Below are 16765 nucleotides of genomic sequence, written 5' to 3' on the forward strand. Positions count from 1 at the left end.
ATTGGGGCGCACCCAATAAGTAATGGGGTTCATGAGAAAGCAATAATGGGCTTTTTCCCGATATTAATCTGTAATTAATTTTTATTTTCCAATAGGAGATATTGTTTTTTCTGGGTTAATTCAAAAACTCAATAAAACAAATATTCCTAAAGGTGTCATGATGGACTCCGCGCGCAATTTGAAGAATCTGCTGGAGTCATCAGAGAATTGGAGTTTCTTTAAATGAGTAAAGTATTGTTTTGGGCGTTCATGGTCGTCATAGGCCTGTTCGCTGCCGCTTATATCGGTCTTTCAGTGAGTCGAATTTATTGCTCTTTGGCAGGGTGTTGATCCGGTGCCACGCTGGCGGCATGGGTATCCTCCGGCGGCCTTTGTCTCCCCGACACCTGCGCTAACCACATCTGACCGGTGAGCGGGTAAGGCCCTCAGGCACACCCACGCCAACTGCGTTGGTTGGGGTGACCGGGTCGGGGCGGGGTAGGGTCGCTCCGTACTCATTGAGTGTGTCTGGACGATTTTTGCATTATTTCCTGGAGCTAGCCCAAGCTCTCATTGCCGGTTCCGCTTGCCCTTTGCCCAGCTTTCCGCGCGCGATTTACCTCATTTCCCGACCAGAAATTTTTCCTCAACGATCCTTGAATTTTACGCCTTTCGAGTTTCCGGCATCCCTCTGGCTTGGCAGCCAGCGGGCGATAGTAGAGCCATGCTTTGCCACAAATTTGTGAAAAATTACCTATGCCACCCCCTCCTTGGGGGCGGGGAGGGGGCGGTAGTGGTGGGGAATGATTGCGTAAGTTATTGGTTGCTTTAGACAAATACTTGGCAATCGACATTTCAGGGTTCTTGGGTTGTGCATCAAGTGTGCCGCCCCCGATTGTGGTCAAAGCGCCGCACCCCCCATTTCTAAATTTGTGGAATTATCAAAAATGTTGCAGTTGAATAAACGCGCTACGAAGCGTTCACCCTCCAGATTTGCGGTGAAGCGCTCAATGTGGGGGGTATCTTTTTGCGCGTTCCTCGCCATGGCGCCTCTAACCTACGCAAAGGGCGAACCGTCCAGCCAGTTGGCCGGTGTCAGTTGGGAGGGCGTTTCATACCAAACCACACAGCGTTTGCTCAACACTCATATTGAGCCCCGTATGCGCAGCTCCATTGATGCCGCCGCAATCGATGCCCTGTGTGACGAATTGACCCAGGCCTTGCGTGCTGCGGGTTATGTCGTTGGCCAGGTTGTGGTTGCGCCCCGGGATCGTCAGACCTTTTTGCAGACTGGCCAACTGCACTTCACGGTATTCGAGGGCAAAGTAGGGGCCATCTCGCTCAGTAACACTTCGCGCGTGGCGGATGACGAACTCAGAAAGATCGCCACCGGGGCTCTATGCCCAAATGGGGTGGGCGACCAATGCACGCTGACCTCTGCGCGGCTGGAGCGTGCACAACTGCTGCTGCAGGATCTGCCTGGGGTGCACCTGAATCAGACCACCTTGAGCCCCCAGGGCGTCGGGGTGGGTCAGACTTCGGTAGGCATCAACGTAGAGAGCAATCGTCCACTGGTAGGCGGGTATGTCGGCCTGGATAGTTACGGTAACCCGGCAACCGGCGTGGGCGAGTTCAACGCGGGTGTCACGCTCACCAACCTGTTTCATGAAGGTGACGTTATCCAGGCCGCAGGGCTGGTGACCAATCGTCGTGAGCGAGCGGGTTCGCTGGCAGTTTCTGTACCCGTGAATCACCAGGGTTTGCGTGCCCAAGCGGGCTACAGCCACACGATGTATTCGGTGCCCGAAGTGAACTCCAGCGGCAATGCCGATACCGTGAATGTGGGGCTCAGCTATCCGCTGGTTCGTGAACTGGATCGCAACTGGACTTTGTCCGGCGATGGCCTGGACACCCGCTCCCGACAGGAAGTCAATGGCATGCAGGCATTCGCAACCCGTGAAATCGGTGCAGGGCGGGTGACCATTGCCGGAAACGCAGGCGATCGCCCGATTTATCTGGATCAAAGCTATTGGAGTGGTTCGCTCGCCTGGATGGCTGGTGCTGTCGCTCAGGACCTTCAGGGGGCCCAGGACGTCACTGGACAACTTGGCGGCTTCAACAAGTTCAATCTGAACGGGCTGGGTAAGCTCAAGCTGAACAGCAGCGACTGGTACCTGCTTGCAAATCTGCAACTGCAGTACGCCACCAGCAACCTGGACTCTTCGCAAAAACTGGCAATTGGCGGCCAGAACGGCGTGCGTGCATACCGGCCAGATGAAGGGTCGTTCGATAGCGGTGCGGTGGTGAGCTTTGATTTGCGTCGCAGCATTCCCATGCCCAATGGCGACCAATTATCTGTCGGACCTTTGGTGGATTACGCGAGCGGCGTGGTCAACAAGAGGGAGTATTCCAATTGGCAGACCATGGATGGCTACAGCGATCCGACCTTGGGGAATCACCGCAAAATTGCCGGTTGGGGTATCGCCGCTGATTACGTATCGCCACATGGCTACTCGGCCAACGTCGCATGGTCCCGCCGTTTTGGCGACAGCCCGGATTCCGTCAATCACCCCGGTAGCGCGCAGAACCGCTTCCTGGGTTCGGTCAGCATGAAGTTCTGACCCTCGCGCGGTCATCACCCTCCGGGTATTCCAAACGTTTCTGCTGGCTGCCTGGCGGAATCACCAGACATTAAAGAGTTATCTCATGAACAAAAATCGATATCGCTTGGTATTCAACCGCAAGCGCGCCATGCTGATGGCCGTCGGTGAACACGCAACTTCCCAGGTCAAAGGGAAAGGCGCCGGGGAACCCGGTGGGTGTGCATCCGTTGCAAATGCGCAGTATTGGCGCACGCCTCTGAGCAGGCTCAAGATTGTCGCAGCGCTCATACTGGGTGTGGCATTGCCGCTGGAGGCATTTGCCGCAGGCTTGCCGCAAGGCGGGGTGGTCGTTGGCGGTTCCGCCACCATTCAGACCCCCAATACCAACCGGATGGTGATCAATCAGGGTTCGCAGCATGCAGCCATCAACTGGAACAGTTTCGATGTAGGCACCGGTAAAAGTGTCCAGTTCGTTCAGCCTTCCAGTTCCGCTTCCGTACTGAACCGGGTGGTCGGAACCAACGGTTCCAGTCAGATTCTCGGTACGTTGACGGCCAACGGCCAAGTCTACATTGTCAACCCGCAAGGGGTGATCTTCGGCAAAGGCGCTGTGGTCAACGCGGGTTCCTTCCTGGCCACCACCAAAGACATTGATCCAGCCAACTTCATGGCCAAAGGTAGCGCGCAGTTGCTGCTCAAAGGCAATGGCGCAAACGATGGCTTGATCGTGAACGAGGGCAATCTCTCGGTTGCGCCGGGCGGATGGATCGCCCTGGTCGGCGACCAGGTTCGCAATGACGGCGTTCTCACTGCACCGCACGGTACGGTGGCGCTGGCTGCCGGGGACCAAGCGACACTCGTATTATCCAATGGCCAGATGGTCGGCCTGACGCTGGATGCTGCCAGCGCCAATGCAAACATCCAGAACACCGGGATGATCAACGCTCAGGGTGGTCGCCTACTGCTGACCGCCAATGGCACAAACACACTCCTGAATAATGTCATCAATCTCTCTGGCGTGATAGATGTGTCCGGCGACCAGGGAGGTGATGTCACCATCCAGGGCGGCACGCAAGGCATGGTCGATCTTGCTGGTGTGCATATCAATGCCGCAGGCACTACAGGTTCCGGTGGCCATGTGACGGTCACTGGCCAGGATATTCGCCTGAGTGGTGCCCAGATCGACGCGACCGGCGCAAACGGTGGGGGCGCGGTGCTGGTCGGCGGGGCTTTGCATGGCGCGGCAGATACGCAAAGGGCAGCCACCGTCTCCATGGATGGCGCTTCCAGCATTGATGCCTCGGCGATACAGACGGGCAATGGCGGTACGGTGGTGCTGTGGTCAAACGACCAGACCACCTTTGGCGGCAGTATCGCTGCGCGTGGTGGGCAGTTGGGCGGTAATGGCGGCATGGTGGAAACCTCCAGCGCCAATACGCTGGTGTTCAACCCGGTCAATTCAGTGGATACACGTGCCACGCAGGGTACATGGGGCACTTTGCTGCTGGATCCGCTGAACATCCAGATCACCCATGGTGCGGCCGGAGGCAACACCAGCGGCGGCGTCAACGGGGCCTGCGTCACGGTGAACAGTTCGATCACAGACGGCCAGATCATGGCCGAACTGGCGACCAGCAACGTCACGCTGACGGCCAGCAATCTGACTTATGACGATCCCACCGTCAACATCACCAGCCATTCCGGTGGCGCCCTGACGCTCAATGCGTATGAACTGCAACTGAAGGGCCAGTATGGCGTCGACGGCGGCCTGAATCTGAACGCATCGAGCCTGGGGTCTGTCATTGGCGGCAATATCACCGGCAGTGGCGGTCTGACGGTCAGCGGCGGTGGCAACTTTACCCTGCTCGGCACCAATACCTACGCGGGCAGTACAACGATCACAGGTGCCACCACAACGCTGATCGTGGGTAACGGCAGCGCATTGGGGGCGCTGGGGGCGGGCGCGGTTGTCGACAACGGCAACCTGATGTTTAACGTGTCAGGTCCGTTGCAAGTCGCGAATGTGATCAGTGGTACTGGTTCAGTTGCGCAAGTTGGGTCGGGCACAACATCCCTGTCGGGGGCCAATACCTATAGCGGCAGCACGGTGATCACCGGTGGGACGCTCCAGGTGGAAACTGGGGGACGCCTTGGTTCGGGAGGGGTGACGGACAACAGCCATCTTGTGTTCAACCAGTCCGGTAACACGACGGTGGCCGGCACCATTACCGGCAATGGTGATATCAAGCAACAGGGAGCGGGTAGTACACTGTTTGCGCAAAATGTGTCCATCGCGCGTATCAATCAGAGCGCCGGCACCGCCATCTTTGGCGGTAACGTCACATTGACATCCGGCATCACCGGCACCGGTGGCACGCTCCAGGTGGGCAATGGTGGTGCGGGCAGCCTCAACTTCAATGCAGCCATCAACACTACCGGTAATGTGCTGTTCAACCATGCCGGCACGGTCACCGACAGTCAGGCGATCACTGCCGGCAACCTGACCTTCAATGATGGAACCATTTCCACCACGGGCGCGATCACCGTCGGCAACATGACAGTCAATGGCTCGGCGGCGACCACGCTCAATGGCACGCTCAACGCGAGCGGTGGTCTGCTGTTCAACTCGACCGGGCTAAACACGGTCAACGGCGTGATCAGCGGCGCGGCCAGCCTGACGACATCCGGCAGCGGCAACACAGTACTGACGGCCTGCAACACCTACACGGGCACTAATACCATCAATGCCGGTACCGTCTTGCAAGTGGGGTCGGGTGCATTGGCCGGTGGGCTGGGTACAGGCGCAGTCATGGACTATGGCACGCTGAATTTCAGCAGCAACACAAATCTGACCTTCGCCAATGCCATCAGCGGCACAGGCGATCTGATCAGGGGCGGGAGTGGCAGCACCATTCTGACCGGTGTCACCAACTACACCGGCACCACCACAATCAACGGTGCCTGGCTTCAAGTGAATGGCGCCGGTCTGACCGGTACGTCCCAGATCATTGACAACAGCGGTATCATATTCAACCTGAATTCTCCCGCTACAGTCGCGACCACCATCAGTGGCGCGGGCCAAGTGCTACAAGCGGGCGCCAATCTCACACTCACCGGCAATAATACGTATACCGGCACCACCACCGTCAATTCCGGAAAATGGCTGACAGTGGGCTCGGCAAACGCGCTTAGCTCGAACGCCGGTACTCTGGCGGTTAATGGCGGCCTGGATGTCAACGGGTACAACCTGACCGCTGCGAACCTCAGCGGCAGTGGCTGGGTATTGAACAACGGCGCCAACGCCTCACTGACACTCAATGCGTCGGGTGGCAGTACCGCTGCTTTCACTGGTGTGATCAAGGACGGCACGGGCACGCTGTCGGTGGTCAAAACCGGCACCCAGCAGCAGCAATTTGGCGGCAACAACACCTACAGCGGGGGCACCACGATCAACGCTGGCGCTCAGTTGGTGCTCTACGGCAGTGGTCAGCTCGGCAACGGAAACGTGACCGACAATGGCAACCTGTATTTCTGGAATACCCCCAGCGCGTCGGTGACGTTTACCAACAACATTTCTGGTAACGGTTCGCTGACGGCGGATGAGGGGAGCGGTGGCAGGATCATTCTCTCTGGGAATAACACCTACACGGGGACCACTGCGGTGATTACCGGCTACCTGGATATCGCGACAGAGAGTGCGCTGTATGGTGGCAACACCGCCGCATGGACCGCGGCCAATATCCATGTGGCTAACGGTACCGGGCTGGAAGTGCGCCCGGGCAACGGCACTCTCGGTACCGGATTCACCGACAGTGACATCGCCCAGCTGGTTGGTAACCTGAGCGCCGCCAGTGGCGGCTTGGCAAATGGCAGCTATTTCGGCATCGACACCGCCAATGGCAACTACACCCTCAGTCAGGTGTTGACCGACACGGCGCAGGGCAAGTTCGTCCTCGTCGCCGATGGCGGTAAGAGACTCACCGTCACGGGTGCCAATACCTATACCGGTCAGACTATTGTGGTCAACGGCACCACCCTGAGTTCAAGTGGTAATGCACTGGCCAATACCAGCGTGAATCTGTTTGCCGGTACCACCTACGATGTACAAGGAGCGAATGCGACCATTGGCTCGCTGCAGGGCAGCGGCACCGTCACAGATAATGGCGCTAACGCGACGCTCACCCTGGGTGCAGACAATACCGGCCAAAACTTTACCGGGGTTATCAAGAATGGCCCTGCCGGTGGCGGCGGGGTGCTATCCATCACCAAGGTGGGTACGGGTAACGAGAACATTACGGGTGCCAATACCTATAGCGGTGTAACCACCATCAACTGCGGCACGCTGGGTGGCAACTTTGGCAATACATCGCTGCTGGTCAACAACTCCACGCTAAGGTTTACACAGAGCAATACAACCGTTTTCAACTACAACTACACCGGCACCGGCGATCTCGTTCAGTCGGGTACCGGCATGACCATCCTGGCGGGCAACATCACCATGCTGGGGCAGGTGTTGGTGCAGTGTGGCACGCTGGATTTCGCCACCACCAGCGCGCTCTTTGGCGGTGATACCTCGCAGTGGAACGGCAATCGGGTGTTGGTCTCCAACGGTGCCACGCTTGCCGTGATGGCGGGTAACGGCACTTATGGCACGGGGTTCTCCGCATCCGACATGACGACGCTGCTGGCCGGTCTGAATACATCGTCCGGTGGTTTCGCAGCCGGCGCGGCCTTCGGTATCGACACCTCGAACGGTAACTACACCTTGCCGTTTGTTGTGGGCGACACCAGGCAAGGCGCGCTGGGCTTGACAGCGCTGGGTAACCACACGCTGGTTATGAGTAACACGAATACCAATACTGGCCCGACCTCCGTTTTGGCGGGCGCAACCCTGGACCTGACATCCAATACGGCGATAAATGCAAGCTCGTCCGTCAATGTCTTGACTAACGGTACGCTGATCGTGGATGCGGCAGGGACCACCCTGGGCAATGTCAGTTTGAACGGCTCCCTCATCGCCAACGCCAGCGGCTTGAATATCAACTGCGTCAGTATGAATGGTGGCACGCTGGACCTGCACGGCAACAACGTGGCGGTGGCCACGCTGCTCGATGGTACGTCAGCTAGCTCCTATGGCGTCAGTAGCCGGGGCGGCACGATCACCGACAGTAGCACTTTGGCGAGCATGCTGACCGTGGGCAGCAGTAACGCCAACTCGGACTTTTCCGGCGCCATTCAGGATGGCGCGGGCAAGGTTGGCCTCACCAAAGTGGGGACGGGCGTTCTCTCTGTCGGTGGCGGCAAGGCCTTCAGCGGGGGCACTACGATCGCGTGCGGCACGGTGAGCCTGGTCGCGGGTAGCGGCTATTACAAAAATGCGGGTAATTTGGGCAGCGGGACGATCACCCTGTTGGGTGGTAATTTGATCGCCCAGCAGGCAAGCACTTGGGGTGGTGGGATCACGTTCGGTCTCAGTAATGTCATCAATGGGGCGGCGAACGGCGCCATAGGGGGAAGCGGCAGTTCCAGAATCCAGCTCGGCGGCGCTGTGAGTGTGGCTGATGGCGTCACGCTCGGCCTGACCAACATCAATGCGTACAGCAACATTTCCGGTACCGGCAACCTGCAAACGGGCGGCACCGTTTTCATGACGGGGACCAACAACTACACGGGCACGACGACGATCGGTAGCGGAACCCTGCAGATCAACGGTGGCAACGGGCCGAGCGTCAGCAGTCAGGTGACCGATAACGGCTCGCTGGTTTTCAATACGGCGACCAACTTCAGCACGAGCAGCGACATTGTCGGCACCGGTAGCCTGACGCAGTCAGGCAATGGGACCACGACGCTCACGGGCAATATCGGCCTGGCGGGAACCACCACGATCAGTAATGGCACCCTGCAGGTAGGCAATGGCAGCGCCGGCAACTGGAGCGGCACCGGCGCGATCACGGACAACAGCAATCTGGTCTTCAATACCGTGAGCAACACGACGTTGAAGGGTCTGACGGGCACGGGGTCGGCGAACCTGACGATTGCGAACGGCACCTTGAGCCTGACCCAGCCCGTCAGCCTGACGGGCGCCAACAGCACCCTGACCGCATCGGCTGCCAATGGCATGACGGTGACCGCCAACGTGAGTGCCAACGCGGGTATCGCCCTCACCACCCAGCAGGGCAATCTGACACTGAGTGGCAATCTGACTGCAAGCAACGGCAACATTACGCTGGCGGCGGGTCAGGGTGGTGTGCTGGGCCAGGCCAGTGGCGTCGACGCCGCTGGCGATGTGATCCTGACCACTCCGGGCTCCCTGCGGGCAACCGTGGGTATTGGCAAGACCGTGGCAATTTATTCGGGCAATGCTAATTCGGCAACGCTCCAGACGCTGGTGGCGAACGGCACGCTGTATAACAAGGTCTTTGGCAGCAACACGAGCACGGTTAACCCGAATGCTAATTTTGGCCTCAACTTGATGTACCGCGTGGAGCCGGTATTGCCCCTGGCGAATGGCACCTCAGTGGCCGACAAGATTTATGACGGTTCGAGCAGGGTGGCGGTAGTGCTTTCGCCGGGCTCGCATACGACCGTATTCGATGGCGACTCCTACACCTTCAATTTTGATGGCGGCGTGGGGAACGGCACGGCGGCAAGCGCCCATGCAGGCTGCTGGTCGGTCAACGTGCAGCCCACCTCTGCGGCGGTGACGGCAGCGACGCTTGGCTCTTGTGTCAGTGGTTACGGCAATGTGGCGTTCGACGGCCTGACCGTGAACATTACACCGGCCACCCTGACGGTGAAGGCCGCAGGCGACAGCAAGGTGTATGACGGCACTGCATTGTCGAATGTGACGGCCAACGTGAGCGGCTTTGTCGGCAATGACAGCCTTGCAGGGAGTGCGGCTGAGGTATTCGCCAGTGCGCATGTACTTGGCGCGGGCCAATCTACACTGGTGGCCAGAAACCTGACCAACGCTTCGGTTGCGGGTGGTGGCTACATTTCTGATTACACGGTGAACTATGTCAATGCCAGCGGCACGATTACTGCCGCCACCTTGACGTTGACGGCCAATAACCAGAGCAAGACCTACGGGACGAGCGACCCGATGCTGAGCTATAACGTGGCCGGCTTGCAAGGTAATGACACCGTCAGCTCGTTGCAGCTGAGCGGCAACCTGGGTCGCCAGGCCGGTGAGGGCGTGGGCAGTTACGCCATCTCCCACGGGAGTTTGCTGTCTTCGGACACAGACTATGTCATGACAATCAACACCACGGGCGCTCACGAGACCATTACTCAGGCGAACCTGACGGTGACGGTGTCGCCGGAAAGCACAAGCAAGATTTACGGCAGCAATGACCAGGTGCTGCAATACACGACCGCAGGCGTGATCAATACCACGGTCCAGAGTTACGACGCGAACGGCAACCTGGTCAATGTATCGGTCAACGATGCAGGTTCCGGCGCGATGGGGGGTAATCTGGGGCGCCAGTCGGGCGAAAATGTCGGCACCTACGCCATCACACTGGGTAGCCTGAATTTCTCGAACAGCAACTACGCAGTCGTGCTCAATGCCGCCGGTGCCAATGAGACGATTGCTGCGGCCAACCTGACGGTGACCGCATCCAATGCCAGCAAGACCTACGGGGCGGATGATCCGACGCTGAACTACACCACCAGCGGGTTGATCAGTGGCACGGTGAAGAGCTATGACGCCAACGGGACCCTTGTGAATGTGGCGCTGGCCGATACAGTGGCCACTGCGCTGACCGGCAACCTTGGTCGCCAGACCGGGGAAGGCGTGGGCAACTACGCGATCACCAATGGCAGCCTGGGCCTGGCGAGCGGTAACTCCAGTAGCAATTATCTGTTGACCATCAACACGACTGGCGCCAACGAAACGATTACCGCTGCAGCCCTGACGGTGAATGTTTCGAATGTCAGCAAGACTTACGGCACGGACGACCAGACCCTGGCGTACACCACCAGCGGTTTGGTGAATGGCACGGTGAAGAGCCGCGATGCATCCGGCAACCTGGTCGATGTGGCACTGGCCGATACGGTCGGCACCACGCTCACCGGCAATCTGGGTCGCCAGGCGGGGGAGGGCGTGGGCAACCATGCGATCACGCAGGGTAGCCTGGCCGCCAACAGCAACTATGCGCTGACCGTCAACACGGCCGGTGCCCACGAGACGATCACCGCTGCTGCATTGACGGTGAATGCTTCGAATGCCAGCAAGACCTACGGCACGGATGATCCGACACTGGCGTATACCACCAGCGGTCTGGTCAACGCCACGGTGAAGAGCCTGGATGCCAGCGGCAACCTGGTTAATATGGCACTGGCCGATACGGCCGCTACCGCACTGACCGGCAGTCTGGGTCGCCAGGCTGGTGAAGGGGTGGGCAACTACGCCATTACCAACGGCAGCCTTGCCGCCAACAGCAACTACACGTTGACGGTCAACACGGCGGGTTCCCGCGAGACCATCACCAAAGCCAATCTGGTGGTGGATGCAGCCAATGCCACAAAGGTTTATGGCAGTGACGATCAGGCGCTGGCGTTTACCACCAGCGGTCTGGCAAACGGCACGGTGAAGAGCCGCGATGCATCCGGCAACCTGGTCAATGTGGCGCTGGCTGATACAGCCGCTACCGCACTGACCGGCAACCTGGGTCGCCAGGCCGGTGAAGGCGTGGGCAACTACGCCATCACCAACGGCAGCCTGGCGTCAAACGGCAACTATGCGTTGACGATCCACACTATGGGTACCAGCGAGACCATCACTGCGGCCACACTGACCGTGAATGCCTCGAACGCCGGCAAGACCTATGGCACGGATGATCAGGCGCTGGCTTATACGACAACAGGTCTGGTAAACGGTACGGTGAAGAGTCTGGATGCCAGCGGTAACCTGGTCAACGTGGGCCTGAACGATACAGTGGGCACCACGCTGACCGGTAACCTGGGGCGCCAGGCGGGCGAGAGCGTGGGCAACCATGCAATCACGCAAGGTAGCCTGGCCGCCAACAGCAACTACGCGTTGACGGTCAACACGGCTGGTGCCAACGAAACAATCAACGCCGCCACACTGACGGTAAACGCCTCGAACACCAGCAAGACTTATGGCACGGACGATCATGCTCTGGCGTACACCACCAGCGGTCTGGTGAACGGCACGGTGAAGAGTCTTGATGCCAGCGGCAATCTGACCAACGTGGCGCTGAACGATACAGTGGGGAGCACACTGACCGGTAACCTGGGTCGCCAGGCCGGTGAGGGCGTGGGCAACTACGCCATTACCAACGGCAGCCTCGCTGCCAACAGCAATTACGCGTTGACGATCAACAAGGCAGGCATCAGCGAGACCATCACCAAAGCCAATCTGGTGGTGGACGCCGCCAATGCCACCAAGGTTTACGGCAGCGATGACCACGCACTGGCCTATGCCACAAGTGGCTTGGTGAACAGCACTGTGAAGAGCCTGGATGCCAGCGGTAACCTGGTCAACGTGGCACTGGCCGACACGGCCGCTACCGCGCTGACCGGCAACCTGGGTCGTCAGGCCGGTGAAGGTGTGGGCAACTACGCGATCACCAATGGCAGCCTTGCCGCCAACAACAACTACGCATTGACGATCAACACGGCAGGCACCAGCGAAACCATCACCAAAGCCAATCTGGTGGTGGATGCCGCCAATGCCAGCAAGGTCTACGGCAGTGACGATCCGACGCTGGCGTATACGGCCTCAGGTTTGGTCAACGGCACAGTGAAGAGTCTGGATGCCAGTGGCAACCTGGGCAATGTTGCGCTGAACGACACAGCGGCTTCTGCGTTGACGGGCAATCTGGGTCGCCAGGTGGGTGAGGGCGTGGGCAACCATGCGATCACGCAAGGTAGCCTGGCAGCCAACAGCAACTATGCGCTGACCGTTAACACTGCCGGTGCCAACGAGACGATTACTGCGGCTGCGCTGACGGTGAACTCTTCGAACGCCAGCAAGACCTACGGCACGGATGATCCGACACTGGCGTATACCACCAGTGGCTTGATCAACGGCACGGTGAAGAGCCGTGATGCGTCCGGCAACCTGGTCAACGTGGCACTGGCTGATACAGCCGCTACCGCACTGACCGGCAACCTCGGTCGCCAGGCGGGTGAAGGTGTGGGTAACTACGCCATTACCAACGGTAGCCTTGCTGCCAACAGCAACTATGCGTTGACGATCAACACGGCAGGCATCAGCGAGACCATTACCAAAGCCAATCTGGTCGTAGACGCCGCCAATGCCACCAAGGTTTACGGTAGTGACGACCAGGCGCTGGCCTATACGACCTCAGGTTTGGTCAACGGCACGGTGAAGAGCCGCGATGCGTCCGGCAATCTGGTCAATGTGGCACTGGCCGACACGGCCGCTACCGCGCTGACCGGCAACCTGGGTCGTCAGGCCGGTGAAGGTGTGGGCAACTACGCCATCACCAATGGCAGCCTTGCCGCCAACAACAACTACGCGTTGACGATCAACACGGCAGGCATCAGCGAAACCATCACCAAAGCCAATCTGGTTGTGGATGCCGCCAATGCCAGCAAGGTCTACGGCAGTGACGATCCGACGCTGGCGTATACGGCCTCGGGTTTGGTCAACGGCACGGTGAAGAGCCTGGATGCCAGCGGCAACCTGGGCAATGTAGTGCTGAACGACACAGCGGCTTCTGCGTTGACGGGCAATCTGGGTCGCCAGGTGGGTGAGGGCGTGGGCAACCATTCGATCACGCAAGGTAGCCTTGCGGCCAACAGCAACTATGCGCTGACCGTTAACACTGCCGGTGCCAACGAGACGATTACCGCTGCTGCGCTGACGGTGAACTCTTCGAATGCCAGCAAGACCTACGGCACGGATGATCCGACACTGGCGTATACCACCAGTGGCTTGATCAACGGCACGGTGAAGAGCCGTGATGCGTCCGGCAACCTGGTCAACGTGGCACTGGCTGATACAGCCGCTACCGCACTGACCGGCAACCTCGGTCGCCAGGCGGGTGAAGGTGTGGGTAACTACGCGATCACCAACGGCAGCCTCGCCGCCAACAGCAACTATGCGTTGACAATCAACACGGCAGGCACCAGCGAGACCATCACCAAAGCCAATCTGGCGGTGGACGCCGCCAATGCCACCAAGGTTTACGGTAGTGACGACCAGGCGCTGGCCTATACGACCTCAGGTTTGGTCAACGGCACGGTGAAGAGCCGCGATGCGTCCGGCAATCTGGTCAATGTGGCACTGGCCGACACGGCCGCTACCGCGCTGACCGGCAGTCTGGGTCGTCAGGCGGGCGAAGGTGTGGGCAACTACGCCATCACCAACGGCAGCCTGGCGTCAAACGGCAACTATGCGCTGACGATCAATACCACCGGTGCCAAAGAGACGATCACGAAAGCAAATCTGACCGTGGATGCCGCCAATGTCTCCAAGACCTACGGTAGCGATGACCCGACGCTGGCCTATACCACTAGCGGTCTGGTCAACGGCACCGTGAAGAGCCGCGATGCGTCAGGCAACCTGGTCAACGTGGCACTGGCCGATACGGTCGGCACAACGCTCACCGGCAACCTGGGTCGCCAATCGGGTGAGGACGTAGGTAACTATGCAATCACCAATGGCAGTCTTGCCGCCAACAGCAACTACGCGCTGACAATCCACACCAATGGTGCCAACGAAACGATTACAAAGGCCAACCTGACGGTGACGGTGGCAGCGGAGAATGCCACCAAAGTGTACGGCACGGATGATCCGACGTTGAACTACACGGTCAGCGGCCTGGTTCTTGGCTCGGTCAATAGTTGGGATTCCAGCGGTGCGTTGACCACCGTGAATATGAGTGACGCATCAGCCACCTCGGTGATCGGTAATCTGGGTCGCGAGTCGGGTGAAGCGGTGGGTCGTTATGCAGTAACCAACGGCAGTATCGGGCTGACGGGTAATGGGTCCAGTGCTTATAACCTGATCATCAATACCACGAATGTGTTCGAAACCATTACCGCCGCAAATCTGACTGTCATTGCATCCAGTGTCGGCAAGATCTACGGTACCAATGACCAGGCTCTGGCATATACCACCAGCGGTCTGGTGAACGGCACCGTGAAGAGCCTGGATGCCAGCGGCAACCTGATCAACGTGGTGCTGAACGACACAGTGGGCACCACGCTCACCGGTAACCTGGGGCGCCAGGCGGGCGAAGGCGTGGGCAACCATGCAATCACACAAGGTAGCCTGGCTTCCAACAGCAACTACACCTTGACGGTCAACACGGCTGGCGCCAACGAAACAATCAACGCCGCCGCTCTGACTGTCGATGCGTCGAACACCAGCAAGACCTATGGCACGGATGATCAGACACTGGCGTACACCACCAGTGGTCTGGTGAACGGCACGGTGAAGAGTCTTGATGCCAGCGGTAACCTGGTCAACGTGGTGCTGAACGACACAACCGCTACCGCGCTGACTGGCAATCTGGGCCGCCAGGCGGGTGAAGGCGTAGGCAACTATGCGATCACCAATGGCAGCCTTGCCGCCAACAGCAACTATGCGTTGACGATCAATACGGCAGGCACCAGCGAAACCATCACCGAAGCCAATCTGGTGGTGGATGCCGCAAATGCCACCAAGGTTTACGGCAGCGATGATGAGGCGCTGGCATACACCACCAGCGGTTTGGTAAACGGTACGGTGAAGAGCTATGGCGCCGACGGGGCCTTGGTGAATGTCGCGCTGAATGACACAGAAGGTTCCACACTGACCGGCAATCTGGGTCGCGAGGCGGGTGAGGGCGTGGGCAACCATGCAATCACGCAAGGTAGCCTGGCTGCCAACAGCAACTACGCGCTGACCGTCAATACAGCGGGCGTCAATGAGGTCATTACTGCCGCGGCGCTGACCGTCGACGCTTCGAACGCCAGCAAGACGTACGGCACGGATGATTCGGAGTTGGCGTTCACCGCGACAGGTTTGGTGAATGGCACGGTGAAGAGCTATGCCGCTGACGGTCACCAGGTGGATGTGGCGCTGGCAGACACGACTGCCACTGTGCTGACCGGTAATCTGGGTCGCCAGTCGGGCGAGGGCGTAGGTAGCTACGCAATCACGAATGGCAGTCTGGCGTCGAATGGCAACTACGCGCTGATGATCAATACCGTCGGCTCCAGCGAAACGATCACAACGGCCAATCTGACGGTCAATGCTTCGAACGTCACCAAGACCTACGGGACGGATGATCCAACACTGGCCTATACCACCAGTGGTCTGGTTAATGGCACGGTAAACAGCTATGCCGCTGACGGTACGCGGGTGAACGTCGCGCTGAATGACACCGTAGGCACTACGCTGACGGGCAATCTGGGCCGCCAGTCGGGGGAAAACGTGGGCCACTACGCGATCACCAACGGTAGCCTAGCCGCCAACAGCAACTACGCATTGACAATCAATACAGCGGGTGCGAACGAGGTGATCACCCCAGCCGCACTGACAGTCAATGCTTCAAATGCCAGCAAGGTCTTTGGCACGGATGATCCAACGCTTGCATACACCACCAGCGATCTGGTCAACAGCACCGTGAAGAGCTACGACGCTGATGGCAATCTTGTGAACGTAGCGCTGAATGACACGGTAGAAAACACGCTGACCGGCAATCTCGAGCGCGTGGTGGGTGAAGGTGTCGGGTCATACAACATTGGCATTGGTAGCCTGGCCGCTAATCGCAACTACGACCTGAAAAACTTCGTTCCCGGTGAGTTCACAATTACTGCGGATCCGTCGGCAAAAGAGGAAGCACCCCACCAAGTGGGCGTGATGAATGTCGAACCTTCCTCACTGGCGTGCTTTATTGGCAACAGCCAGTTGCAGGCTGGGGATTTGAAGCAAGCCGGGCTTGCGAACAAGGTGCCAGGGGAGATGCCGATGTTGAAAGATTGCCAGCGTGATACGGCGCCCAATATGAGATGGAAAAAAGTCTCGACCGGGATCAAGTTGACCAAAGGGTAAACAAGGAGCGCCACACAGGGAGGAGTTCTGACAAGGACGCCTCCCTTTCCGGTCAATCAGGCCGCGAGTGTAGTTTGGCCGTGCCCCTTGGTATGGCGCCCATTTATCCACATTGTCTGGCCCGAAAGGCAACAGTGATGGATCTCAG

At 58.8% G+C, this 16765-nt stretch carries 2 protein-coding genes; both read left to right on the plus strand.

Annotated elements, in window-relative coordinates; genetic code table 11:
- The first annotated feature begins 1139 nt into the window (after positions 1-1139).
- Complete coding sequence (locus tag HNQ50_RS01435) at positions 1140-2600, plus strand: ShlB/FhaC/HecB family hemolysin secretion/activation protein (protein ID WP_184096808.1); 1461 nt, start codon at positions 1140-1142, stop codon at positions 2598-2600.
- Between the two features lie 85 nt (positions 2601-2685).
- Positions 2686-16617 (plus strand): MBG domain-containing protein, encoded by a 13932-nt coding sequence (locus tag HNQ50_RS01440; RefSeq protein WP_184096810.1) that lies wholly within the window; start codon positions 2686-2688, stop codon positions 16615-16617.
- Positions 16618-16765: the final 148 nt, after the last annotated feature.

It is taken from the genome of Silvimonas terrae (assembly GCF_014202765.1).
GTDB classification, from domain to species: domain Bacteria; phylum Pseudomonadota; class Gammaproteobacteria; order Burkholderiales; family Chitinibacteraceae; genus Silvimonas; species Silvimonas terrae.